We start from the raw sequence: 25,544 nt of genomic DNA on the forward strand, positions 1-25,544 counted from the left end.
TTGGGCACGACAATTGTTGTCGTCAACAACAATCTTCCGCACAGGCCTTCGGGGCGCTAAGGTTGCACGGCAGGAGAGATTACGTGACAGCCAGCGCAACCCGAACTGAGCCCCGCCCCTCCCCACGCAAGCGGGCCGGCAACGGCGCCGCGCGGCCGAACGACGCGGACGAGATCGGCCTCGACGCACTGGTCGGGCACGCCGGTTATGCGGTGCGGCGCTTCCAGATCTGGATCTTTCAGGACTTCATCAAGACGCTCGGCGCGGTCGACATCAAGCCGACGCAATATTCCGTGCTGACGGTCATCGGCGCCAATCCGGGCTTGTCGCAGATGGCGGTGGCGAAGCGTCTCGGCATCGAGCGCGCCCGGCTGGTGCATCTGCTCGACAGCCTCGAACAGCGCAAGCTGGTGAAACGGGTCAAGTCGAAGGCGGACCGCCGCTCCCACGCGCTGCACCTCACCGCACCGGGGGAGACGGCGCTTGCCAAATTCAAGCGCCTCGCCGCCGAGCACGAGCGGCATGTCGTGGAGAAGATCGGCAAGGAGAACCGGGAGCGGCTGCTCCAGATCCTCGCCGGCTTCACCTGATCGACGCTGCCCAATATTTGCGCAACTGCCCGTATCGGGGCGCTGGCACGACGGCCCAACAATCCTCGAAATATCTTACAAGCCACTGATCCTTCGATAATATCCGAAGCATAGCGCCTGCCCGGATTGTGTACACAATGGCACATCGCTTGCTTCAATCCGGGTAAGACCTGTTGCCGGAGTTTTGTCACCATGGGGGCTGAGCAGCCTGAAACGATCGCCGCGATTGTGGCCGCGCATCGCGCGGGCACGATCACGCCTGCGCAGACCGTCGCGCGAACCTATCAGCGCATCCGCGATCACAACGATCCCGCAATCTTCATCAGCCTGCGCGACGAGAAGGACGCGATCGCGGAGGCCGAGAAGCTTGCCGCAAGGGATGCCACCAGCCTGCCGCTCTACGGCGTGCCGGTTGCGGTGAAGGACAATATCGACGCGCTGGGATTTCCGACCACCGCGGCCTGCCCGGCCTTCTCGTATACGCCGACGCATGATTCGACCGCGGTGGAGCGCCTGCGCGCGGCCGGCGCGATCATCATCGGCAAGACCAATCTCGACCAGTTCGCAACCGGCCTCGTCGGCGTGCGCTCGCCTTATGGCATCCCCAAAAATTCGATCCGCGAGGATCTCATTCCCGGCGGATCGAGCTCGGGCTCGGCAGTCGCGGTCGGTGCCGGACTCGTGCCGCTGTCGCTGGGCACGGACACCGCCGGCAGCGGCCGGGTGCCGGCGATGCTCAACAACATCGTCGGGCTGAAGCCGAGTCTCGGCATGATCTCGACTGCTGGCCTCGTACCGGCCTGCCGCACGCTCGACTGCATCTCGGTATTCGCTTTGACGGTTGACGATGCTGCGCTGGCACTCTCCGTGATGGCGGGGCCGGACCAGGCCGATCCGTTCTCGCGCGACCGGCCGCTCGGCGCGATCACGCCGTTCCCCGCGAATTTGCGCCTCGGCGTGCCCCGCAACGGGCAGCTGATCTTCTTCGGCGACAGGAAGGCGGAAGCCGCTTACGGTGATGCGCTGAAGCGCTGGACCGCGCTCGGCGCTAAGCTGGTCGAGTTCGACCTCGAGCCGTTCTACGAGACGGCGCGGCTGCTCTATGAGGGGCCGTGGGTCGCCGAGCGTTATCTCGTGATCAAGGATCTGCTGGCGTCCGCGCCTGATTCGATTCATCCGGTGACGCGCGAGATCACCGCCGCCGGCGCGCGGCTGACCGCTGCGGAAACCTTCTCTGCGCTCTACCGTTTGCAGGGCTTGCGCAAGATCGCCGAGCGGACGTTTGCCAATATCGACGCGCTGGTGCTGCCGACGGCGCCGACGGCGTATACGACCGCCCAGGTGCTGGCCAATCCGATCGAGCTCAACAGCCGGCTCGGCACCTACACCAATTTCGTCAACCTGCTCGACCTCTGTGGCCTCGCGGTACCGGCGTCGATGCGCACCGACGGCATTCCGTTCGGCATCACGCTGCTCGCGCCTGCGGGGCGCGATGCGCTGCTTGCGAGCATCGGCCGTGCATTCCATGCGGATACGAAGCTGACCGTCGGCGCGAAGGGCGTCGCGCAGGCACCGCTGGCGCCGCTCGCAGCAAACGGCAGTGACGAGATTCCGATCGCCGTCGTCGGCGCGCATCTCTCCGGCATGGCGCTGAACGGCGAATTGCGGGCACTGAACGGAAAGCTGATCGAGGCAACGAAGACCGCGCCGGACTACAAGCTCTACGCGCTTCAAACCACGCCGCCGAAGCCAGGCATGCTGCGCCTCGAGGCGGGCACGGGCGCGTCGATCGAGCTGGAAATCTGGTCGCTGTCGTCATCCGCCTTCGGCAAGTTCGTCAATGCGATTCCCGCACCGATGGCGATCGGCACGATCAGGCTTGCGGATGGCCGCAGCGTGAAGGGATTTCTCGTCGAGCCGGAGGTGCTGGGCGAGGCGCGAGACATCACGGCGTATGGTGGCTGGCGGAAGTTCATGGCGGAGGCCGCGAAGGCGTAGCTGCCGTAGGGTGGGCAAAGCGTAGCGTGCCCACCAACAGCATTAGTTAGGATAGATGGTGGGCACGGCGCTTTGCGCCTTTGCCCACCCTACGGTACCGCGTTTGCCGCCCTACACCGACACCGCGTAAATCTCATACTCGCCGCGCACCAGCTCGATATGCGCGCGCATCGCAGCCGCAGCGCCCTGCTTGTCGCCGCGCATGATGGCGACGACGACGCGATCGTGCTCGGCCTGCGACTTTGCCAATCTGCCGAGGTTGCGGAACTGGGCGCGGCGGAACGGTTGCACGCGGACGCGCGTCGCCAGCGTGATCTCGGCGATGTAGCCGTTCTGCGATCCCGCATAGATCGCGTTGTGGAAGCGCTCGTTGACCTCGTGGAAGCGATCGGGATTGCCGGCGTAGCTGAGAACGCGCAGCTCTTCGTGGATGGCTTCAAGACCATGGCGCTCGGCGGCCGACATGCGTTCGGCGGCAAGGCCCGCGCACAGCGCCTCGAGCTCCGCCATGGCCTCGAACATGCTCTTGAGACGCTCGACCGAGGGCTGCGCCACCACCGCACCGCGATGGGCGCGCGATTCGACGAGGCCGCTCGCCACCAGCTGCCGCAGCGCCTCGCGGACCGGCGTGCGCGAGACGCTGAAGCGCCGCGCGATGTCGGTTTCATCCAGCGGCGCGCCGGGGGCCAGGGTTCCGCGTACGATCTCGTCGGCGAGTTGAAGCCGCAGTTCCTCGGCGCGCGTGATCTTGTGCAGGCTGGGCTGGGCCCGGTCGACGCGCGGCACCACCGGCTCGGCCGGCAATGTTCCGGGCGGAAGATCGTCAAGCGTCATACGATCAGGTCTCTTTCGACTCGTCGATGATGCTGACATGGGCGGCGACGACGCGCCAGCCCTCCGCGAAGCGAATCCAGGTCTGCATTTGCCGGCCGACCTTGCCGGGAGCCGTGTCGCGATAGAACAGAGTGGAGGCCACGGCCGTGTCGCGGCCATAGCTGGTGATCACGGTTTTCGCGGTGCGGCGGTTCAGGCCGACCGGCGAGCGGCCGGCGCGGAAGCCGGAGATCGCCTCATAGCCGTAAAGGTTCTCGCCGATGCCATAGCGCAGCGTGCGGGGATCGTTGCGGAAGAGCTCGCCGAGCACGGCGACATCATTGGTGACGAGCGCCTGCTCATAGCGATCGAACGCGGCCTTCACTTCCGCGATCACCTCGGGGAGATCGATCTCCATTTTAAATCCCTCTCAAAGTCCCCTTGGCGACGGCGCGGAGACCACGCCCATCTTCTCCAATGCGTGCGCCACGCGCAGCGCGATGTCCTCGCGCCAGGGCGCGGCGATGATCTGCACGCCGATCGGCAGCGGCTCGAGCGGCACCGGCACGGCGACCACCGGCAATCCGATGAACGAGATCGGCTGGGTGTGGATGCCGATATTGGCGCGCACCGGCAACTCGACGCCGTCAAGCGTGAAATTCACCTGGCCAAGCTTCGGCGCGGTGCAGGGCGTGGCCGGTGCAATCAGCACGTCGACAGATTTGAAGATCTCGGCGAGCTGCGCGCGATACCAGCGGCGGAATTTCTGCGCGCGGTCGACCAGCGGCGCCGGCACCATCGCGCCGGCGATCAGCCGGTCGCGCACGGCGGGATCGAAATCGTTCGGGCGCTTGCGCAGGCGATCGAGATGCAGCGAGGCGCCTTCGGTGGTGGTGATGACATAGGCCGCCGCGCGGGCGCGCGAGGCTTCGGGGACGTCAACGATCTTCGTCGCGCCGAGCGCCTTGGCGACGCGGCTGACGGCTTCGACGGCCTCGGGAAACACGTTGTTCTGAAAGTGCCCGCCGGCAATCGCGATGCGCAGGTCCGACACCGGATTGGCGAGCAGCGGCAGCGTCGGCTCCAGACCGCGCGTGGTACAGGCGGCATCATCCGCATCCGGTCCCTGCATCGCGTCATAGGCGAGCGCGAGATCGGTCGCCGAGCGCGCGAACGGACCGAGATGATCGAGGCTCGCGACGAACGGGAACGAGCGCGCCCGCGACAGCCGGCCATAGGTCGGCTTCAAACCAAAGATGCCGCAGAAGGAGGACGGCACGCGGATCGAACCATTGGTGTCCGAGCCGAGCGCGATCGGCACCAGCGCGCCGCCGACGGCGCTCCCCGAACCACCGGACGAGCCGCCGGTCATCCGGGTCGTGTCATGCGGATTGCGCGAGGGACCGTCATGGACGTTCTCGCCGGTGAAGTCGTAGGCGTATTCGCCCATGTTGAGCGCGCCGACGAGCACGGCACCGGCGGCTTCCATCCGCTCGATCAGCGTGGCGTCGCGCTTGGCAGGCGCGAGGTCGCGGTTGATCTTCGAGCCGGCGCGTGTCGGCAGGCCTGCGACGTCAAACAGGTTCTTCACCGCGAAGGGAACACCGGCGAGCGGGCCAACCTCCTTGCCCGACGCGATGTCGGCGTCGATCGCACGCGCCTTCGCACGGGCGCGATCGGCGGTGACGTCGGTGAAGGAATTGAGGACGCCATCGTGCTGCTTGATGCGCGCAAGCGCTGCTTCGGTGGCATCGAGTGCCGACATCTTGCCGCCGGCCACAGCCTTGGCGATGTCCGCAGCCGTCATCTCTGGCTTGGTGGTCATGGCGGGGTCAGACCGTGAAGATCGGCGCGGGCTCGGTCTCGTCCGGCAGCGCGAATTCGTCGACCAGTCGGCCAAGCCGGAGCGAGACTTCGAGATTGGCGCGCACCGCCGGCCTCCAGGCCTCCTCGACCGGCAGCGCCAGCGCTTTCGATACGGCGTCGATATAATCGTCCAGCGGCTCGGCCATCACTCTCTCAAGCTGATCTCAGTGCACTGGCAACGGCGGATGCGGGATCGCCGTCAGCAGCTCCTTGGTGTAGTCGTCCTGCGGATCGCTCAGGACTTTCTCGGAAGAGCCTTCCTCGACGATCCGCCCCGTCCGCATCACAATGACACGATCGCACAACAAGCGCACTACATTCAAATCATGCGAGACGAACAGATAGCTCATACCTAGCCGTGCCTTGAGGTCCTGAAGCAGGTTCAGCACCACCGCCTGCACCGAGACGTCCAGCGCCGCGGTCGGCTCGTCCAGTATGACCAGTTTTGGATGCAGGGCGATGGCGCGCGCGATGCCGACGCGGGCCTTCTGGCCGCCGGAGAGCTGGTGCGGAAACCGATCCAGCAGATTGTGCGGCAGCCCGACCATGGTCGCGAGCTCCTCGCAGCGCGTTCGCAGCGCATCGCGTCCCCTGATGTCGCCGAGTTGCATGATGGGGTCGGCGATGGCGCGGGCGGCGGTGAAACGCGGGTTGAGGCTGTCGGTCGGGTCCTGGAACACCATCTGGATGCGGCTGCGCTGCGGCAGCCGGGCGAAGGAGGCAGGCGCGATGGCGCCGATGTCCTCGCCGTCGAACTGGATCAGGCCCGAGGTCTGGTCCAAGAGCCGCATCACCATCATCGACGTCGTCGATTTGCCGCAACCGGATTCGCCGACGAGGCCGACGCTCTCACCATGGCCGATGGAGAGGCTGATGCCGTCGACGGCGCGGAACACGTCAGGCTCCACGGGCGGCTTGCGGCCGAACAGTTTTCCGAGCGTGGCCGTGGCACCCTGGCGGGGATATTCCTTGACGAGCTTTTCGATGAGCAGGAGGGGCTTGGAGGTCTCACCTTGCGAAGGCTGATGGATGGCCGGGTCAGGCCCGGCCATGACGGCTGCGGATGAGGACGCGCCCTCCTCCTCGGCCAACAAATCCCGCAAGGACACGCCGAGCCGCGGCGTCGCGCGCATTAGCTTCTTGGTGTAGGGGTGCTGCGGGTTGGCGAAGATGTCGGCGGCTTTCGCGGTCTCGACCACGCGGCCCTTTTCCATCACCACGACGCGGTCGCAATAGGCTGCGGCCAAACCCAGATCATGCGTGATCAGGATGGTCGACATCGCCTTGCGCTTGGTCAGCTCGACGATCAGGTCCATCACCGCCTTCTGGGTGGTAACGTCGAGGCCGGTGGTCGGCTCGTCCGCGATCAGGAGCTGCGGATTGCAGGCGAGCGCGAGCGCGATGACGACGCGCTGGCACATGCCGCCTGACAGCTCGAACGGATAGGCGTGGTAGCGCTCGCGCGGGCGGGCGATCTTGACCTGCTCCAGCGCCTCGATCGCCTTTTCTCCGTGGTCCGAAACCATGGCTTGCTGCACATGGGTGCGCAGCACGTCCTCGATCTGGTCGCCCACTTTACGGATCGGGTTCAGCGCCGCGCGCGGGTTCTGGAAGATCATCGAGACTTCGCGGCCGCGCAGATCGCGCATCTGGCCTTCGGTCGCGGCCTTCACGTCGATGCCCGAGAACATGACCGAGCCCTCGGCGATCCGCCCCGCCCGGTCGAGGATGCGCATCACCGCATAGGACGTCACCGACTTGCCGGAGCCGGACTCGCCGACGATGGCGAGCGTCTCGCCCTTGGCGACGGAAATGTTGACGTGCTGCACCGCTTTGACGATGCCGCGGCGGGTGGTGAATTCGACCGTGAGGTCCTGGACGTCGAGCAGGGGCTGGGCGGTCATGAGGGCCTCCCGATCAAAAATGTCGAAAACAACCCCATGCACAGTAGAACGGGGTTGGAATCATTGGGGAATTTCGGCGGGAAATTTGCGTGTGAGGCGGGCACCGGCCTCTCGTCCCCTCCCCCCTTGCGGGGGAGGGTTGGGGAGAGGGGTGGCCCCGGGAGAGGTCGGAGTTCGTGGCTACCCCTCTCCCTGCCCCTCCCCCGCAAGGGGGGAGGGAATGAGAGAGCGGTGCTCTCCTCACTTCCAAGCGTTGCGCTTCTCATCCCGCACTTGACAATCATCACGTCCTCCGCTGGGGGTCGACGATGTCGCGGAGGCCGTCGCCGAGGAGGTTGAAGCAGAACACGGCGATCATCAGAGCAAGGCCGGGGAATAGCGCGATCCACCATTCGCCGGAGACCATGAAGCCCGCGCCTTCCGCGACCATGATGCCCCATTCGGCGGTGGGCGGGCGGACGCCGAGGCCGATGAAGGACAGGCCCGCGGCGTTGAGGATGGCGTAGCCCATGGTCAGCGACATCTGCACGATCATGATCGGCATGATGTTCGGCAAGATGTGCACCAGCAGGATGCGGAATTCGCCGTTGCCGGAGAGACGCGCGGCCTGCACGAAGCCGGCATTGCGGCGGACATTGGCTTCGGCGCGCGCGACGCGGGCGTAGAGCGGGAAGTTCACGATGGCGGTGGCCAGAATGATGTTCTGCACGGTATTGCCGAGGGCGGCGACGATGCCCATCGCCAGCACGAACAGCGGGAAAGCCATGATGGTGTCGGCAATGCGGCCGACGATGCGGTCGGTCCAGCCGCCGAAATAGCCGGCCGCGATGCCCGCAAGCCCGCCCATCAGGAACACCAGCACGACGGAGGCGACGGCGATTAACGTATCGAGCCGCGTCGCCACGATGACGCGGCTAAAAATGTCGCGGCCGAGCTGGTCGGTGCCGAACCAGTGCGCCATCGACGGCGGTTTCAGCGCCGCGGCGGTATCGGAAGCGAGTGGATCATACGGCACCACGTAGGGGCCGAAGATCGCCGCGATGAGGATCACGATGAGCAGCGCGAAGGCGAAACCCGTGACCTTGTTCTCACCGAGAACGTAGCGGGTCTGTTCGAGGATCGCGACGAGCCCCGAGGTCCGCGCAGGGCCGACGGGTTCAACAGCAGGCGCAACGGAGCTCATGATTTAGCCCTCCAACCTGACACGCGGATCGATCACGCCGTAGAGAATGTCGATCACGAGATTCAAAAGCACGTACATGACCGCCATGGTCAGCACGAAGCCCTGCACCGGCGCGAAGTCCGACGAGATCAGCGCTTCCACCGCGTAGGAGCCGATGCCGGGCCAGGCGAACACTTTTTCCACCAGCACGTTGGCCCCGAGCAGGAACGAGAACACCATGCTAAGCGTGGTGATGACGGGCAGCATCGCATTGCGAAACGCGTAGGTGATGATGACGGTCGACGGCGACAGACCGCTGGCGCGGGCCGTACGCACGAACTCCGACGACAACACCGCCAGCATCGAGGCGCGCGTCATGCGCGCGATCGGCGCCAGCGAGAAGATCGCGAGCGTCGTCGCCGGCAGGATGAGCTGGCTCAGCGCGGAGCGGAACGCCTCGAAGTCGCGTGCGATCAGGGTGTCTATCAGATAGAAGCCGGTCACGGTCGGCGGCGCGCTGGTGAACACATCGAGGCGGCCGAGCGGCGCGGGCGACCAGCCGAGCCGGAAATAGAAGACATAGACCAGCACGAGGCCGGTGAAGAACACGGGCAGCGACACGCCGGCCGTCGTCGTGACACGGCAGAGATGGTCGACCCATGATCCCGGCCGCGTCGCCGCGAGCACGCCGAGCGGAATAGCGATCACGACCGAAACGATGAGGCCGAGCAGCGTCAGCTCGGCGGAAGCCGGCAGGCGATTGCGGATCTCGGCCGCGACCGGCTGTCCCGTGGTGAGCGAGTTGCCGAAATCGCCATGGGCGAGGTCGTTGGTGTAGCGGAAGAACTGCTCGATCAGCGGCTTGTCGAGGCCAAGCTTCTTGCGGATCTGCTCGACGGCTTCCTTGGTCGCGGCGGGACCGGCGAAGTATGCGGCGGGATCACCGGGCAACGCGCGCGTGAGCAGGAAGGTGACGATGACGACCCCGATCAGCGAGGGAATCGCGAACATCAGGCGCTTGCCGATCATGGTCAGCATGGTGACCTCCTCGTGCGCTCAGCTTGGAAATGAGATCGCGCCGCTTGCACCGCTGCGTTCCCTCCCCCCTTGCGGGGGAGGGTTAGGGAGAGGGGTGGCTCCGGGAGAGGACTGAGTTCGTGGCTACCCCTCTCCCCGCCCCTCCCCCGCAAGGGGGGAGGGAGTGAGAGGGCGGTGGCCGCCTCACTCGAGTCCGGAAGACCACCACATGCCGATGCGTCGCCGACGATCAGCATGACGGCTCACCCCTTCACCAGCGCGCGGTAATCCAGCCTTCGGTGGAACCAGTATTGGTAGCCGCTGATGTTCTTCTGCATCGCGACGTTGACGAAGGGCTGGTACAGCGGGATGCGCGGGATGTCGGTGAAAGCGAGATCGACGAAGCCCTTCACGTCGGCATCGTAGGTCGCAGTGTCGCCGGTCGCCGCTGCCGTGCGCGCGCCGTCGATCAGCTTGTCCATCTCCGCCGACTTGTAGCTCATGGTGTTGAAGACGGAATTGTTGCCGTGATAGCACCAGTAGAAGAAGTATTCGGGGTAATCGAGCCAGCCCGAGAACACGTTGGTGAAGAGCGGCATCTCCTTCTTGTTCAGCTCGGTGCGCCAGTTGGCGCCGGGCACCTTGTTGATGGTGGTCTTGATGCCGATCTGCGCGAGTGACTCCTGCACCAGCACGCAGAGCGGCTCGTTGACGCCGGCAAAATTCAGGTCGAACGAGATCGTGGTCTCGAAGCCGTTGGCGAGGCCCGCCTCCGCCATCAGCGCTTTCGCCCTCTCGATGTCGGTGTTGTATTTGTGCGGCTGCGGCCAGGCGACTTCGGTCGGCTTGTCCTTCGGCGCGCCGAACATCGGGTTGGCGAGGCCGAACATCACCGCGTCGATGATCTTCTGATAGGGCAGCGCGTAGGCCACCGCCTGACGGACCTTCGGATTGTCGAAGGGCGGCTTGGTGACGTTCATGCCGATATACTGGATGCCGTTGGAGAACGGCAGCGACACGACGTTGAGCTTGCCGTTCGCCTTCATCTCCTGAAAATCCTTGTTGGGCAGCTCGTAGGAGATGTCGGCGTCGCCCCGCTCCAGCAGCGCGCGGCGGTTGCCGGCCTGCGGCACCATGCGCCAGATCACGCGCTTGATCTTCGGCAAGGGACCGCAGACCCAATCCTCGTTGCGCTCCATGATCACTTCGGTGCCGGCGGTCCACTTCGTCACCTTGTAGGCGCCGGAGCCCGCAGTCTGCTGTTTTGTAAACTCGAGACCCCAGGGGTCCTTCTCGCTGGCGTTCTTCTTCACCAGCTCGGAATTGACGATGCAGGGCACGATGACCGCGAGATCGGGGATCGTGAGCTTGTCCTTCTTCAGGAAATCGACGCGCACGGTGGTGTCGTCGATCACGACGAACTGCTCCGGCTTGGTGAGAGAGCCCGCACTCATCTGGAAGGTCGGGAAGCCGCCGACGCTGACGGCGCGGTCGAGCGACCACTTCACGTCCTTGGCGGTGACGGGCGTGCCGTCGTGGAATTTGGCGTTCTTGCGCAGCTTGAAGGTGACCGACATGTCGTCGATCTTCATCTCTTCGGCGAGCTCGGGCTTGAACTTGTCGCGGTCGTAATAGGGTACGCCGCCGGGGCCGGTCTTCATCTCGTGGCTGATCAGGCGGTCGTAGCAATTCCAGGACACTTCATAGCCGGGCACGTTGGTGCCGACGCCGTGGATGTCGAGATTGTTCGGGCCGCCTTCCGAGACGATCAGCAGCGTCTCCGAGCGCGCATCGGCATAGGCGGTGGAGATGACCTGTGGCATCGCCGGAAGTGCCGCGCCTGCGGCCAATCCGGACACGGACTTGAGGAAATCGCGGCGCTTCATGAAAATGCTCCAACGCAAAAGTTTCTGGTTGGAACAGGGATTCGCAAGGTTCGTGCCAGCGCTTAACGAGGTCTTAATTTCCAAATAAGATACTGATTCTGAATAATATTTTTGATATCTTGGCGATTGATCGCGTTTTGGACAAGCCGGTCAATTGCATACAAAGATGCGATTCTGCTCTAAAAATAAGCTGAAAGATTGAGCGCTGCCGGATTGAGCAGGCCGTCGCAGATGCCCCGGACCCGTTCAGCCCGCCCAGATCAGATCCTGCAACTCGACGAGATCGTTCGCCCTGTCCTGCCAGCCCTCGATACAGACGTGGCTGTTGAGGTCACTGGCGCGGTGCAGCAGCATCAGCGCCATCAGCCGGCGCTTGAGCGCATAGTCCGGCTTTGCATAGCCAAAGCCCTCGAGCAGACTGCGCACCCTCCCCGGCCGGCCCGCCGCCATGAAGGCGCCGGGGCCGAGCAGATCGTAGTCGCGCCATCCCGTCAGCACGTCGCCGAAGTCGAACAGGCCCGCGAGCGACCATTGATCGTCGTGGCAGGCGAGCAGGAAGTTCTGGGGGATATATTCGCCGACCAGGATCACCGGCGGCGCTTCCATCGGAATCAGCTCGGCCGCGTCGCGCAGGAGATCGTCGAGGCCTTCGAGGAATTTCGGTGCAAGGCCGAGGCGCGTGTGCCGCGCCTTACAGCCCTGCATCTGGGCGCGCATGAAGTCGTCCCAGCGCGGTTCAATGTTTGCGAGCGGACCAAGCGGCGCGTGCTGCACGGCGGCGATGGTCTCGCCGATCTGGCGCAGCAGGCGCTCTTTCTGATCTTCCGCCAGCTGCGGCCACACCTCCGAGCCGAGCGTGCCGGCAAGGCGCGTGATGACGAGGTAAGGCCAGCCGTCGCGCTCACCCTCCGCGACGATCTCGGGAATGGGTAAGGAAAGGCGGCCGGCAAGCTGCGCCAGCGACCCGCGTTCCGAGACGAATTGCGCGCCGAGCTGCGGCGGGAAGATTTTCAGGATCAGCTTCTCACTGAGGCCGACGACGAGATTGGTGCCTGTTACAAACACGTGCGGCGCGCTGGTATCGAGACCGTGGCTGCGTGCGATGTCGAGCGCGATCGGCAGCCATCGCGGAGGATCGGAGCGAAAGGCGCTAAAGCTGTCCGCATCGGCGAAAGCCGGCAGCGGCGCGACGTTCGTCATCTGCCGCTACCGGTCCGGGCTGGCGCGCTCGAACTGGCGCAGCAGCTTGTTGCCGCGCTCGACCGCGGCATCGAGCGCTGCCTGCGCACCCTTCTGGCCGGCGAAGGCCTGCTCCAGCTCGTCCTCGATTGCGCCGCGGATCAGCACGAAGGAGCCGAGCCGGATGCCCTTCGAGTTCTCCGTCGGCTGATGCAGCGTGATCTCCTCGAACGAGATCGCGGAGCCCGGATTGCGCTCGTAAAAACCCTGCGCGCGCGTCAGCTCGAAGGCGGCGCGGGTAATCGGCAGATAGCCGGTGTTCTGGTGCCAGGCCGCCTGCACGCCGGGCTGCGACAGATAGGCGAAGAACCGCGCCACGCCCTTGTATTCCTGGCGCGGGCGGTCGCGCAGCACCCACAGCGTGGCGCCGCCGATGATCGAGTTCTGCGGCGCGTTCTTCACATCGGGCCAGTACGGCATCATGCCGTAGCCGATATCGAACTTCGAATTCGCCTTGATGTCGGCCCGCGTCGCCGAGGAGCCGATGAAGATGCCGCATTCGCCCTTCTGGAAGCGCGGCTCGGCCGACTGGCCGCGGCCGCCGTAATCGAACACCTTGTCCTTCTGCCACTCGGCAAGCTGGGCGATGTGTTGCACGACGACCGGGTTGTTGATGGTCAGTTCGGCATCCAGCCCCGCGAAGCCATTGGTCCGCGTCGCGAGCGGCAGATTGTGGAAGGCGGAGAAATTCTCGATGTGGATCCAGGACGGCCAGGAGGTGGTGAAGCCGCACACAGCACCGCGCTCGCGCAGGCGCTTTGCGGCAAGCCCAAGCTCGGGCCATGTCTTCGGCGGCGCCTCCGGATCGAGGCCCGCGTCGCGGAACATGGTCTTGTTGTAATAGAGGATCGGCGTCGAGGAATTGAACGGGAAGGACAACAGATTGCCGGCCGCATCGGTGTAATAGCCGGAGACTGCGGGAAGGTAATCGCCCAGCGAGAACGGCTCGTTCATGTCCCGCATCATGGTGAACACGGGATAGATCGCGCCCTTGGCCGCGGTCATGGTGGCGGTCGCGACCTCGTTGACCTGGACGATCGCCGGTTGGCTGCGCGAGCGGAAGGCGAAGATCGCCGCCGTCACCGTCTCGGTGTAGTTGCCCTTGTAAGCAGGCACGATGCGGTAATCGGACTGCGAGGCGTTGAAGTCGGCGGCGAGCTTCTCGAGCTGCCGGCCAAGCTCGCCGGACATGGCGTGCCACAGCGCGATGTCGGTTGCGGCGCGCGCCTGAAGAGGCATTGCGAGGACGATGAAAGCGGCGAGGATCCGCAAAAGACTCGATGCTGAAATCACGATGGCTCTTCCCGTGTCGCGCGGCAAAGGCGACCGTACCTGCTTAAGGCGCGGCATTTCCTGTTTCAACCGGGAATGAACGGCGGCCGCGCCGCACAATCGCTCCGCCGGGTGCGGCGGGATGGCCTTCCCTCAACCATCTGCTAGATTGCATTGAACCTTTTTGCTTCGCCATAGACTCCACCACTGAGGGGTTGAGTGTGCCAGTGCTGAACCGTGCCGAACTCTCGCGGACCGGGTTGATCTTCGTCGCGCTTCTGCTCGCGGTCTGCGCGACGAGCGCAGCTGCGCGCGAATTCCGCGCCGCCGACACCCAGGCCGAGGATTACCCGACCGTCCAGGCGCTGCGCTACATGGGCGCGCTGATTGCCGAGCGCACCGGCGGCCGGCACGAGATCAAGGTGTTCCATTCCCGTCAGCTCGGCGAAGAGAAGGAGACCATCGAGCAGACCAGGGTCGGCGCGATCGACCTCAACCGGACCAATGTGGCGCTGATCGGCAACTTCGTCCCGGCGATGAACGTGCTCGCCATGCCGTTCCTGTTCCGGTCCATCGAGCACATGCAGAAGGTGCTGGACGGGCCGATCGGCAGCGAGATCCTCGGCAGTTTCGAGCCCTACGGCTTCGTCGGGCTCGCCTTCTACGATTCCGGCGCGCGGTCGATCTACAACGGCGTCCGTCCGATACGGACTGTCGCCGACCTCAGGGGATTGCGGATCCGGGTGCAGCAGTCGGAGTTGATGAGCGAGATGATTCGCTCGCTCGGCGCCGAGCCGGTCGAGATGCCCTACGGGCAGGTGCTCACCGGGCTTGCCAACCATCTGATCGACGGCGCCGAAAACAACTGGCCATCTTTCGTGACGACAGACCATTACAAACATGCCGGCCACCTCGCGCTCACCGAGCACACGATGAGCCCGGAAGTGCTGGTGATCTCGCTGAAGGCCTGGAAAAGCCTGTCGGCGGACGACCAGCAGATATTCCGCGAAGCCGCGGCTCACTCCAGCCGGTTCATGCGCGAGAAGTGGCGCGACCTCGAGGAGCAGTCGCAGCACAAGGCTGAAGCCGCCGGCATCACCGTCGCCAGGGACATCGACCGCAAGCCGTTCGAGGAGGCGATGGCTGCGATCTATGCCAAGGCGGGGCGCGATCCCGCCGCGGCCGCGCTGATCGAACGCATTCGCAAGGTGGAGTGAGCCGCTTGGCTGCACTTGGACACAGCGAGCACGCAGACAGGCCGCCCGGCCCGCTCGGGCGGCTGCGCGCACGCCTGGTCGGGATGCTCCGCGCGGTGCCGATCCGCTGGCGCATCCTGTCGATCGCGGCGCTGAACTCGGCCGTGGTCGTGGTGCTGGTGGGGCTGATCTGGAACGGCACGCAGGTGCTGGGCTCGGCCTGGGGCGACGTCCGCCAGGTGCGCGAGTCCGACCGCATCCTGGCGCTGCTCGAGAGCGAGACCGGGCGCCTGCACAATCTGATCCACCGCTACATCAACCAGCCGAGCCCGGACCTATTTGCCGAGATCCTGCTGCTGCGCGAGGCGGTGCTGGGCACGCTCACCGACCGTGCCGCCAAGGACCCGATGCTGTCGGGCTCAGTCGAGGAGCTGGAGCGCACCACCGACCGCTTCCTCAACGGCTTCGGCGAGCTGCGCAGCGTGCAGGCGACCATCGCCAAGACCTATGAGGAGCAGGTGCAGGGCCCGGCCAGGGACATGGCCGGGCTCTATTCCATCATCGAAGGTGCCACCGGCCATCGCGACGCCTTGATCTGGCCCTCGCTCGGCAAGTCCCGCGAAGCCTTCACCGCGATGCTGGTGGCCGCCAACTCCTACTATCTGTCGCTCTCGCCCGGTGCCGCTGACGACGCGCGCCGCAACACCGAGACGATCGAGAAGACCATTCCGGTCATGATCGATATCGCCGACAACGACCTGCAGCGCATGGCGCTGCAACGGCTCGGGACCCGCACCATGGCGCTGCGCGAGGGTTTCGCAAAACTCTCCGAGCAGCTGACGAGCCGCACCGAATTGCTGCGCAACACCATCGACGCCAGCCAGGCCGAGGCGATCGGCGCCATCGACGACCTCTCCACCAAGATGCGCCAGCGCGAGCAGAAGGCGCAGGAGACGTTTGATCGTACCCTCGCCGATATCTCGCGGCGGGTGCTGTCGATCGCGGTGATTTTCCTCGGCATCATCCTCACCGCGGGCGTGCTGATCGCGCTGTCGATCCGCCTGCCGCTGCAGCAGATCATGACCGCGATGCGCGCGATCACGCTCGGCGACCTCGACCGCGAGGTGCAGGGCACCAAGGCACGCGACGAGGTCGGCGCCATGGCGCGCGCGGTCGAGGTGTTCCGCGAGAACGCGATCGCGAAGCGCGAGACCGAGGACGAGCTGCGCGCGTCGAAGGAGAAGGCCGAGAGCGCGCTGCTCGAGCTCAACACCGCGCAGCAGAATTTGATCGACGCCGAACGGCTGGCGGCGCTCGGCGGACTCGTCGCCGGCGTCGCGCACGAGGTCAACAACCCGATCGGCATCAGCCTGACCGTCGCCTCCAGCTTCGCCCGGCGCACCGAGATCTTCGAGGCCCAGCTCAAGGGCGACGGCGGCCTGCGCCGCTCGCAGCTGGAGGAGTTCGTGCAGTCCTCGCGCGACGCCTCGCAGCAGCTCGTCGCCAACCTCACCCGCGCCGGCGAGCTGATCCAGTCGTTCAAGCAGGTCGCGGTCGACCGCTCGCATGCCGAGCGGCGGCAGTTCTCACTCAGCGAAGCTACCGACCAAATCATCGCCAGCCTGCGTCCGGTCCTGAAGCGCTCGCCGATCACGCTCCAGGCCGACGTGCCCGAGGGGCTCCTGCTCGACGGCTATCCCGGCTCCTATGGCCAGATCCTGACCAACCTCTTCCTCAACGCGGCCAACCACGCCTTTGCCGACGGCCGCGCCGGCACGATCACGATCTCGGCGCGGCCGCGCGGGACCGACGACATCGAGATCATCTTCGCCGATGACGGGGCCGGCATGACCCCTGACGTGCAGCGCCAGGCCTTTGACCCATTCTTTACCACCCGGCGCAATGAAGGTGGTACGGGACTCGGCTTGCATATCGTCTATAACCTTGTCACGCAGCAGCTCGGCGGGCGCATGATGCTGGAATCCAAGCTGGGACAAGGCACTACTTTTCGCATTATCATGCCCCGGGTCGCCAAGGGCGGCGCGCAAAGCACAGAGACTGACGGGACTTCTCAATGGCCGAACAGGACGATGTCCTCCACCTGATCGACGATACCGGTACCGCACCGGAGGACCAGAACGCACGGAAGTGGAAGATCGCCGTCATCGACGACGATCCGGCCGTGCACGACGGCACCCGCTTCGCGCTGTCCGACTACAGCCTCAACGGCCAGGGGCTGGAGATCCTCTCCGCCCATTCCGCGGCGGAAGGTCGCAAGCTGATGGCCGCGCATGGCGACATCGCCGCCGTGCTGCTCGACGTCATCATGGAGACGGATGTCGCCGGCCTCGAGCTGGTCGAGTTCATCCGCAACGAGCTCAAGAACGAGACCGTGCGTATCATCCTGCGCACGGGACAGCCCGGCCAGGCGCCGGAGCGGCGCGTGATCGTCCAGTACGACATCAACGACTACAAGGCCAAGACCGAGCTCACCGCCGACAAGCTGTTCACCTCGCTGACCGCGGCGCTGCGCTCCTATCAGCAGCTCGAGCGCATGGTGCAGACGCGGCGCGGGCTCGAGATCATCATCGACGCGGCCTCGACGCTGTACGACTTCAAGTCGATGCAGCGGCTCGCCGAGGGCGTGCTGACCCAGCTCGCCTCGCTGCTCAATGTCGATTGCGCCGGCATACTGGTGCTGCGCGACACTGGCGGCGTGGACCCCGAGCTCTCCGTGCTCGCCGGCAGCGGCTGCTACAGCCGCTTCATCGGCACGACCTCGTCGAAGGCGCTCGACCCCGATCTGCGGACGATGGTGGAAGCCGCGTTCCAGGGCCGCAAGAACGAATTCGCCGACCACCGCAGCGTGATCTATCTGCGGACCGGCTCCGGCCGCGAGGTGGTGGTGCTGCTGCAGGCCGAGCGCGAGCTGTCCGAGACCGACCGCTCGCTGGTCGAGATCTTCTCCAGCCGGCTCTCGATCGCCTTCGACAACGTCATCCTCTACCAGCAGCTCCAGGACGCCAACACGCAGCTCGAGGACCGCGTCGCCCAGCGCACCCGCGCGCTGATGCAGGCCAACCGCCGCCTCTCGGCGCAATGGCTGCGGCTGCAGCGCGCCAACGGCTTCAAGAACGAGATTTTGGGCACCGTCGCCCACGACCTCAAGAACCCGCTGGGCGTCATCCTCGGCCGCACCGAGATGCTGAAGGAGCTGATCTCGACCGGCGCCTCGTCCGATGGCGTGGTCGCCCAGGTCGATCACATCCGCGATGCGACGAAGCGCCTGACCACGATGGTTGATCATCTGATCTCGGACGCGATGGCCGATGCCTTCGACATTACCATCCGCCGCGAGCCGGTCGACGTCGCGGCGCTGGTGAAAGAGGTCGCCGATGCCAACCACCCGCTCGCCGTCAACAAGCAGCAGGCGATCAGCGTCACGGCGCCACCCAACATCGTCACCATGTGCGACACCGACCGCATCCGCGAGGCGATCGACAATCTGATCAGCAACGCCATCAAATACTCACCGATCGGCGGCAAGATCATCGTCGCCGTCACCCATGAGGCCAGCGATACCGTCGTCCGCGTCAGCGACGAGGGCGCCGGCCTGTCGCCGGAGGATCTCGGCCGCCTGTTCGGCCGGTTCCAGCGGCTGTCGGCCAAACCGACCGCGGGCGAGAGCTCGACGGGGCTTGGGCTTTCCATCGTCAAGCGTATTATCGACATGCATGGCGGCGAGGTGACGGCCGAGAGCGACGGTCCCGGCAAGGGATCGACCTTCACCATCACCCTGCCCGCGACCGAGTTGCCGTGATTCGAGTACCGAGATCTGAGTGATATGACCCAAAGCCAGCACATCATGATCGTCGACGACGAGGCCCCGGCCCGGGAGATGGTCGGCGATTACCTCAAGATGCACGGCTTCACCGTGACGCTGTGCGACGGCGGCAAGAGCTTGCGCACCGCGATCGACGGCAGCATGCCGGACCTCGTCGTGCTCGACCTCAACATGCCCGAGGAAGACGGCCTCTCGATCATCCGCGACCTCAAGAGCCGCATCAACGTGCCCGTGATCATGCTGACGGCGACCGCAAGCCCGATCGACCGTGTCGTCGGTCTCGAGCTCGGCGCCGACGATTACGTGGCAAAGCCCTGCGAGCTGCGCGAGCTGATGGCGCGCATCCGCTCGGTGTTGCGGCGAAGCACGCCGGTGAAGGCGGCCGAGACCGCGCCCGCCAAATCGGACAAGGATCAATTGGTGCGCTTCGGCACCAAATGGCTCGACCTCGAAGCGCAGGCCTTGCGCGACGACGAAGGCAACGAGCACCCGCTCACCGCCTCCGAGTTCGGGCTGCTCAAGGTGTTCGCGGCCAATCCGAAGCGCGTGCTGTCGCGCGAGCGCCTGCTCGAACTGGCCAATGCGCGCGACGCCGAAGCCTTCGACCGCGCCGTGGATCTGCGCATCATGCGCATCCGCCGCAAGATCGAGCCCGACCCGACCAAGCCAGCCGTGATCCGCACCATCCGCGGCGGCGGCTATCTGTTCTCGCCCGCGGGCGAGAAGGCGTAAGTCGCGCGACGCCTACCGCTGTCGTCCCGGGCTCGCTTCGCGCCCTGGAATGCCGGCATGGGTGGCGCGACCGAACGCGAAGCCCGGAATTTCGTTCCCGGCGGCCCCGGGCGCTCCCCAATCCTCACCCCCGTATTTTCCGTACATTGAAATTCCACGGCTTTTCGCCCCGAATGTTTCGTCGCGGTCTGTCCGACGAAACAATTTGGCGGCGCACGAAACCATTTTTCGCTTTTCGTGCAGACGTCCCGAAACGTTCGCTGATTAACACTTTGGTCCAAGGAAACGCCGCTCGGTTGCGGCGCTACGGGGAGCTAAGTCAATGCCGAACGTCATCGCCATCAACGCCCAAGCCAGCCAGAGCATCATTGCCGCTCAGGCGACCTCGGACGACATGCTCCTGGAGAGCATTGCGGACGGCAACCGGACGTCCATGCACATCCTCTATTGCCGGCACAATGTGCGGGTGTATCGCTTCATCCTGCGCATCGTGCGTGACGCGACCACGGCGGAAGACCTGGTCAGCCAGGTGTTCCTCGACGTGTGGCGCACGGCAGGCCAGTTCCAGGGCCGCTCGCAGGTCTCGACCTGGCTGCTCTCGATCGCACGCTTCAAGGCGCTGACCGCGATGCGCCAGCGCCGCTTCGAGGACATCGACCAGGACGACGTGCGCCAGATTCCTGACGATGCCGAGACGCCCGAGACCTCGCTCGACCGCAACGACACCAGCGCCATTCTGCGCGCCTGCGTGCAAAAACTGTCGCCCGCGCATCGCGAGATCATCAACCTCGTCTACTACCATGAGAAGTCGGTGGAGGAGGTCGGTCAGATCATCGGCATCCCGCAGAGCACGGTGAAGACCCGGATGTTCTATGCGCGCAAGCAACTGGCCGATTTGCTTAAGGGCGCCGGCGTCGACCGTTTCGCCGCCTAAGACCAAGGATTTCAATGGGATAGGACCGAAGTTTCGGCCCGGTCCCCGGACACGGAAGTGTTACCGCCGACGAAATAATTGAAACAAAGCACAACATCAGGCGGAAAAACTTCCCTCCTACAAAGCTCACATACGGTTTCGTTAAACCTCCCAAGACTTCCAGCGACCCGGACGGGATGCCCCCCTCCGGGTCGTTTTGTGTTTGGCGGGCTGAGGCCCATTCTCGCCACCCAAGTGAGGCGGGCACCGCTCCATCATTCCCTCCCCCCTTGCGGGGGAGGGAGCGCGCCGGCGCCGTGGCCAACAGGGCTGCCTCGCAATGCCGCCCGGCACGCCCCACACCAAGCAGCCGCCCCCTCACGAACGTGTGACGCCACGTAACAACGCGCGCAGCCATCCCGAACTGCCCTCGTGACCTCCTTCACGAGTGCCCGATGCTCGAACTTGTCTTCGCCGTCCTTGCCGGCATCCTCACCATCGCCGCGCCCTGCACGCTGCCGATGCTGCCGATCCTGCTCGGCGCCTCGATCGGGCGGGCGGGGCACTTGCGGCCCGCGATGATCGCGCTCGGCTTCGTCGTCTCGTTCTCGGCGACCGCGCTGCTGTTGGGTGCGATCACGCGCCTGTTCGACTTCGATCCGAACGTGCTGCGCGAGGCCGCGTCGATCCTGCTGCTCGGCTTCGGCCTGTTGATGCTGTGGCCGGCGCCGTTCGAATGGCTCTCGATCCGGCTCAACGGCTGGCTCGATCTCGGCAATTCCGGCGCCGTGCAGCGCGAGGGCGCGCTTGGCGGCCTCGTGCTCGGAACCACGCTCGGCCTGGTCTGGACGCCCTGCGCCGGTCCCGTGCTCGGCTCGATCCTGACGCTGGTCGCGACGTCGAAGAACGCCAGCTGGGCCGGCGTGCTGTTGATTGCCTATGCCATCGGCGCGGCGATCCCGATGCTCGCGATCGCCTATGGCGGACAGGCTGCGACCACGCGCGTGCGCAGCCTCGCGCGGATCTCCCCGCGGCTGCAGCAGGGCTTTGGTGTCGTCGTGATCGCCTTCGCGGTCGCCGCCTATTTCCAGTACGACACGCTGATCGTGGCGTGGCTCACCGGATTCTATCCCACCGGCCAGATCGGCCTGTGATCATCCCTCATCTTCACCGGAGGACGCTTCCATGACTTTCAAACTGCTCGCCGTCTCCGCCGCACTGATCGGCATGGCCGTGACAGGCGCCGTCATCCCCGGCATCTGCGACGAGGCCGTGCGCGCCACCCCTGTCGTCACCGCTGCCGCAAGCCAGCAGACCGCACCTGACTTCACCGGCATCAACACCTGGTTCAACTCGAAGCCGCTGAGCATCGCCGACCTCCGCGGCAAGGTCGTGCTGGTCGACTTCTGGACCTATGGCTGCGTCAACTGCGTCAACACGCTGCCGCACGTCACAGACCTCTATGCCAAGTACAAGGACAAGGGCCTCGTCGTGGTCGGCGTGCACACGCCGGAATTCCCGTTCGAGCGCTCCGCCGCCAATGTGCAGGCCGCGCTGAAGCGCCACGGCATCACCTATCCGGTGGCGCAGGACAACGATTCCAAGACCTGGAACGCCTACCAGAACCAGTATTGGCCGGCGCAATACATTATCGACCAGAGCGGCAAGATCGTGTTCCAGCACGAGGGCGAGGGCCGCTACGACGAGATCGACCGCACCGTGGCAAAGCTGCTGAACGCCAGCAGCTGAGGCCGGCTCGCCGCTGCCGCCGTTGTTGCTTGACTCCACGGACCCGTCCGTGGAGTTTCCCGAGCGACGGAATCAGCGCCCGCAATGGACGACGCGACCACCAGCCCCGACATTCGCCTTCGCGAAGGCGCCTCGATCGCGCAGCGGCTGGTCATGTCCGGCTTTGCGGCCGCCGTGGCGCTGTGCTTCACGCCGGGCCTGTTCACGCACGACACTTTGGAGGTGATCGTCTCGGTGGCCGCGCTCCTCGTGGGAACTGCGTTCGTGGTCGGCATCATGCTGGCGCCTGCGGTGGTGTGGATCATCACGCCGAACGAGATCCTGATCGGGCAACAGCGGCCGTTCGGAAAACTCCGGACCAGGATCGTCGCGAAGGACGACATCAGGGGATTACAGGTTCCCGGCAGCAAGCGGGCGAAGGCCCGTTTCCAGCTGGCCTTCACGCTGGCCTCGGGGGAGCGCCTGACGTCCCCGCCGATCTCCGACGTCACGCATGTACGCGATACCGTGGCGCGGATCGCCGCGCAGTTCGATGTCCCCGACGTCGAGTCACCCGTCAATCCGCTCGATGCCAGCAATCCCGAGATGCGTCTCGGCGAGCCGCTCGAGGCGTTTTCCGCCCGGGACATAAGGATCGTCGCGCTGATCGCCGTCGCCTTGTCCGCCGTTCCCTACGCCTACAAGCTCTGGCGTGGATGGCCGCCCAGCCATGTCGACATCCTGCTGCTGCCGCTCGGCGCGATCGCCGCATTCGCGGTTTACCGATACGCCAACCTCGTGACCGGCGCGTTCTGGATCATCCGCGAGAGCGATATCCGCGTCGAACGCCTGTGGGGCGACGGCACGCCGCGCGCCGATCATATCGAGGGGCACGACGTGAAGACGATCACCGTCGACCGCCGCGGCCGATCCGAGGACGAGCACTGCATCGTCACCATCCGATTGCGCTCGGGGCGACGCTTTCGCAGCCCACGAATCGGGTCGCGGATCGAGGCTCGCGCGGTGGGTGCCGAAATCGTCCGACGTCTTGGGATTGCGGCGGAGAATAGCAAGATTTAGAGCGCGCTACGCCCACGTCGTCATGGCCGGGCTTGTCCCGGCCATCCACGTCTTTACCCAGGGCACGAAGAACGTGGATGCTCGGGCCTTCGCCTCGCCGAAGCGGCTTCGGCCGCGCAGGCGGGACAAGCCAGGGCCTGACGGATGCAGATTTGACAGCCCGCCGCCCGGAGGATGGCGCCGGCACTGCTTTTCGCGCCACCCCCTGTTTGTGGCATTGCCCGGCCTCGTCAAAAAACCAAAGCATTCTCGTGACATACCAGCCGGGCGCGCCATGAACTTGCCACGAAGCTGCCCCTGAGTTCAGATGGTCCGAATGATTTACGCTGTGGCAGCGGGGAGAGCTTGAAATGACGGATTATCGTCGCCTGACCGGGGCGTTCATCGCGGTGCTGGGCCTGGTCCTGACCACCTCATACGCCTCCGCCCAGCAGCTTGACCGCGGCGACGAGCCGGGCCTGGTCGCCGACGACGCCTACCAGCTCGAGCCGGAATGGCAGAAGCAGGTCGTGTACTTCCGCACCACCGAGACGCCGGGCACCATCATCATCTCGACCGCCGAGCGCCACCTCTATCTGGTGCAGCCGGGCGGGCGCGCGATCCGTTACGGCATCGGCGTCGGCCGCGACGGCTTCCAATGGCAGGGCCTGGTGAACATCACCAACAAGAAGGAGTGGCCGGACTGGACGCCGCCGCCGGAGATGATCCAGCGCCAGCCCTATCTGCCGCGCTTCATGGCCGGCGGCCCCGGCAATCCGCTCGGTGCCCGCGCCATGTATCTCGGCACCACCGTCTACCGCATCCACGGCACCAACCGTCCTGATACGATCGGCACCAAGGTATCCTCGGGCTGCTTCCGTCTCGTCAACCATGACGTCGCCGATCTCTACGATCGCGTCCCGGTTGGCACCAAGGTGGTCATCCGACAGAAGCCCGAACTCTGATCTTCCTCGCCTTAGCGAATAGTCCTTTTCCCGATTATTTCGAGAGAGCAACATGATGCGCACTTTTCGAGGCGGCCTGCTGATCGGGCTCGCCGTTGCCGTACTGGTCGGCGCCCTGGCGGTGATCTATGAGTTCTACGATACCCGCACCCTGAAGCGCACCGTTCGCCGCGGCGAGGTGCTGTGCGGCGTCAACAAGGGCCTGCCGGGCTTCTCGATCCCCGATGACAAGGGCAACTGGACCGGATTCGACGTCGATTTCTGTCGCGCGGTGGCAGCCGCCATCTTCAACGATCCCGGCAAGGCCAAGTTCGTTCCACTCGACGCCAGCGAGCGCTTCAAGGAATTGCAGAGCCGCAAGGTGGACATCCTCTCGCGCAACTCGACCTGGAGCATGGCGCGCGAGCTCGACTATGACCTCTATTTCCCGGCGGTGGCCTACTACGACGGCGCCGGCTTCATGCTGCCGCGTTCACGCAACAAGGAGACTTCGCTGGACCTGACCGGCAGCAAGGTCTGCGTGCAGGCTGGCACGACAACGCTGCTCAACGTCGCCGACTACTTCCGTGCCAACAACATGAAGTATGAAGAGGTGAAGTTCGACAAGCTGGATGACGTGGTGAAGGCCTACGACTCCGGCAAGTGCGACACGCTGAGCGCCGACGTCTCGCAGCTCTACGCGCTGCGGCTCAATCTCTCCAAGCCCGGCGACCATATGATCCTGCCGGACATGATCTCAAAGGAGCCGCTCGCGCCCGTGGTGCGCCAGCGCGACGACGACTGGATGATGATCGTGAAGTGGACGCTCTACGCGATGATCAACGCCGAAGAGCTCGGCGTGAGCTCGGAGAACATCGACGAGGCGCTGAAGTCGAAGAAGCCGGAAGTGATGCGCCTGGTCGGCACCGAGGGCAATTACGGCGAGCAGCTCGGCCTCACCAAGGACTGGGTCGTCCGCATCATCCGTAACGTCGGCAATTACGGCGAGATGTACGAGCGCAACATCGGCGAGAAGTCCAAGCTGAAGATCCCGCGCGGCATGAACCAGCTGTGGAATGCCGGTGGCGTGCAGTACGCGCCGCCGATGAGGTAATCGGCGGTCTCACCGCCGTCATTGCGAGCGAAGCGAAGCAATCCAGAATCCCTCCGCGGCGACAGCCTGGATTGCTTCGTCGCTTCGCTCCTCGCAATGACGAGCTCGGGGCAAGCTTTCTCCACACTCTCAACTGTCATCGCCCGGCTTGACCGGGCGATTCAGTATTCCGAGACGTCAATCGTATGCGGACAGGCCGCGGCGTACTGGATCGCCCGGTCAAGCCGGGCGACGACACCGCGTGTGAGGCACGTCCTCGCGCCTCAC

At 65.1% G+C, this 25,544-nt stretch carries 22 protein-coding genes; 12 read left to right on the plus strand and 10 right to left on the minus strand.

The features are described 5' to 3' along the window. Nucleotides 1–83 precede the first annotated feature (83 nt). Together AB7G19_RS41510 and atzF are read left to right on the plus strand one after the other, a co-directional pair. Nucleotides 84–590: a MarR family winged helix-turn-helix transcriptional regulator gene (locus AB7G19_RS41510; protein WP_441268804.1), complete on the plus strand. Its 507-nt coding sequence runs from the start codon at nucleotides 84–86 to the stop codon at nucleotides 588–590. 192 nt (nucleotides 591–782) lie between these two features. Then, nucleotides 783–2,588 carry an allophanate hydrolase gene (gene atzF / locus AB7G19_RS41515; protein WP_085399231.1) on the plus strand — a complete coding sequence of 602 codons (1,806 nt, stop codon included), beginning with the start codon at nucleotides 783–785 and terminating at the stop codon, nucleotides 2,586–2,588. Between the two features lie 111 nt (nucleotides 2,589–2,699). Here atzF and AB7G19_RS41520 read toward each other — a convergent pair whose 3' ends face one another. The 10 genes from AB7G19_RS41520 to ugpB all read right to left on the minus strand — a co-directional run bounded on the left by AB7G19_RS41520 (nucleotide 2,700) and on the right by ugpB (nucleotide 13,825). After that, nucleotides 2,700–3,422 carry a GntR family transcriptional regulator gene (locus tag AB7G19_RS41520; protein ID WP_071909100.1) on the minus strand — a complete coding sequence of 241 codons (723 nt, stop codon included), beginning with the start codon at nucleotides 3,420–3,422 and terminating at the stop codon, nucleotides 2,700–2,702. A gap of 4 nt (nucleotides 3,423–3,426) precedes the next feature. Next, nucleotides 3,427–3,819 (minus strand): oxalurate catabolism protein HpxZ, encoded by a 393-nt coding sequence (gene hpxZ / locus AB7G19_RS41525; protein WP_071909099.1) that lies wholly within the window; start codon nucleotides 3,817–3,819, stop codon nucleotides 3,427–3,429. A gap of 12 nt (nucleotides 3,820–3,831) precedes the next feature. Then, a complete protein-coding gene (locus AB7G19_RS41530; protein ID WP_085399230.1) occupies nucleotides 3,832–5,226 on the minus strand; it encodes an AtzE family amidohydrolase in 1,395 nt (464 codons plus the stop codon). Between the two features lie 7 nt (nucleotides 5,227–5,233). Beyond that, entirely contained in the window at nucleotides 5,234–5,413 is a 180-nt protein-coding gene (locus AB7G19_RS41535; RefSeq protein WP_028148078.1) for a DUF4089 domain-containing protein, read from the minus strand. An 18-nt stretch (nucleotides 5,414–5,431) separates the two neighbouring features. After that, nucleotides 5,432–7,171, minus strand: a complete 1,740-nt coding sequence (locus AB7G19_RS41540) for a dipeptide ABC transporter ATP-binding protein (RefSeq protein WP_085399229.1) — start codon at nucleotides 7,169–7,171, stop codon at nucleotides 5,432–5,434. Nucleotides 7,172–7,454: 283 nt separating this feature from the next. Then, entirely contained in the window at nucleotides 7,455–8,354 is a 900-nt protein-coding gene (locus AB7G19_RS41545; RefSeq protein ID WP_085399228.1) for an ABC transporter permease, read from the minus strand. Between the two features lie 3 nt (nucleotides 8,355–8,357). Beyond that, on the minus strand, nucleotides 8,358–9,371 hold the full coding sequence (locus tag AB7G19_RS41550; protein WP_135215219.1) for an ABC transporter permease: 1,014 nt from the start codon (nucleotides 9,369–9,371) through the stop codon (nucleotides 8,358–8,360). 242 nt (nucleotides 9,372–9,613) lie between these two features. After that, nucleotides 9,614–11,236, minus strand: coding sequence for an ABC transporter substrate-binding protein (locus tag AB7G19_RS41555; RefSeq protein WP_085403976.1), 1,623 nt, complete (start codon nucleotides 11,234–11,236; stop codon nucleotides 9,614–9,616). A 246-nt stretch (nucleotides 11,237–11,482) separates the two neighbouring features. Then, nucleotides 11,483–12,436 carry an aminoglycoside phosphotransferase family protein gene (locus AB7G19_RS41560; protein WP_085403977.1) on the minus strand — a complete coding sequence of 318 codons (954 nt, stop codon included), beginning with the start codon at nucleotides 12,434–12,436 and terminating at the stop codon, nucleotides 11,483–11,485. Nucleotides 12,437–12,442: 6 nt separating this feature from the next. Then, nucleotides 12,443–13,825, minus strand: coding sequence for a sn-glycerol-3-phosphate ABC transporter substrate-binding protein UgpB (gene ugpB / locus AB7G19_RS41565; RefSeq protein ID WP_085403978.1), 1,383 nt, complete (start codon nucleotides 13,823–13,825; stop codon nucleotides 12,443–12,445). 143 nt (nucleotides 13,826–13,968) lie between these two features. Between ugpB and AB7G19_RS41570 the strand changes: the two genes are divergently transcribed. The 10 genes from AB7G19_RS41570 (at nucleotide 13,969) to AB7G19_RS41615 (ending at nucleotide 25,277) form a co-directional block, all read left to right on the plus strand. Continuing rightward, nucleotides 13,969–14,964 carry a TRAP transporter substrate-binding protein gene (locus AB7G19_RS41570; protein ID WP_085404085.1) on the plus strand — a complete coding sequence of 332 codons (996 nt, stop codon included), beginning with the start codon at nucleotides 13,969–13,971 and terminating at the stop codon, nucleotides 14,962–14,964. Between the two features lie 83 nt (nucleotides 14,965–15,047). After that, nucleotides 15,048–17,048, plus strand: a complete 2,001-nt coding sequence (locus tag AB7G19_RS41575) for an ATP-binding protein (RefSeq protein ID WP_441268864.1) — start codon at nucleotides 15,048–15,050, stop codon at nucleotides 17,046–17,048. Then, a complete protein-coding gene (locus tag AB7G19_RS41580) occupies nucleotides 17,018–18,763 on the plus strand; it encodes an ATP-binding response regulator (protein ID WP_441268805.1) in 1,746 nt (581 codons plus the stop codon). Before AB7G19_RS41575 ends, AB7G19_RS41580 begins: the two co-directional genes overlap by 31 nt. 24 nt (nucleotides 18,764–18,787) lie before the next feature. Further along, entirely contained in the window at nucleotides 18,788–19,519 is a 732-nt protein-coding gene (locus AB7G19_RS41585; RefSeq protein WP_028151984.1) for a response regulator, read from the plus strand. A gap of 322 nt (nucleotides 19,520–19,841) precedes the next feature. After that, the gene (locus AB7G19_RS41590; RefSeq protein WP_028151983.1) at nucleotides 19,842–20,453 is read left to right on the plus strand and encodes a sigma-70 family RNA polymerase sigma factor; all 612 of its coding nucleotides are present in this window, start codon (nucleotides 19,842–19,844) and stop codon (nucleotides 20,451–20,453) included. Between the two features lie 434 nt (nucleotides 20,454–20,887). Beyond that, nucleotides 20,888–21,586 (plus strand): cytochrome c biogenesis CcdA family protein, encoded by a 699-nt coding sequence (locus AB7G19_RS41595; protein WP_085403979.1) that lies wholly within the window; start codon nucleotides 20,888–20,890, stop codon nucleotides 21,584–21,586. Between the two features lie 31 nt (nucleotides 21,587–21,617). Then, nucleotides 21,618–22,181, plus strand: coding sequence for a thioredoxin family protein (locus AB7G19_RS41600; RefSeq protein WP_085403980.1), 564 nt, complete (start codon nucleotides 21,618–21,620; stop codon nucleotides 22,179–22,181). Between the two features lie 84 nt (nucleotides 22,182–22,265). Next, a complete protein-coding gene (locus AB7G19_RS41605; RefSeq protein ID WP_085403981.1) occupies nucleotides 22,266–23,240 on the plus strand; it encodes a hypothetical protein in 975 nt (324 codons plus the stop codon). 350 nt (nucleotides 23,241–23,590) lie between these two features. Continuing rightward, nucleotides 23,591–24,184, plus strand: coding sequence for a L,D-transpeptidase (locus AB7G19_RS41610; RefSeq protein ID WP_085403982.1), 594 nt, complete (start codon nucleotides 23,591–23,593; stop codon nucleotides 24,182–24,184). A gap of 55 nt (nucleotides 24,185–24,239) precedes the next feature. Continuing rightward, nucleotides 24,240–25,277: an amino acid ABC transporter substrate-binding protein gene (locus AB7G19_RS41615; RefSeq protein WP_063985936.1), complete on the plus strand. Its 1,038-nt coding sequence runs from the start codon at nucleotides 24,240–24,242 to the stop codon at nucleotides 25,275–25,277. The last annotated feature ends 267 nt before the right edge of the window (nucleotides 25,278–25,544 follow it).

Origin of the sequence: Bradyrhizobium sp. 215_C5_N1_1, assembly GCF_052075935.1 — a bacterium.
Classification (GTDB): Bacteria; Pseudomonadota; Alphaproteobacteria; order Rhizobiales; family Xanthobacteraceae; genus Bradyrhizobium; species Bradyrhizobium barranii.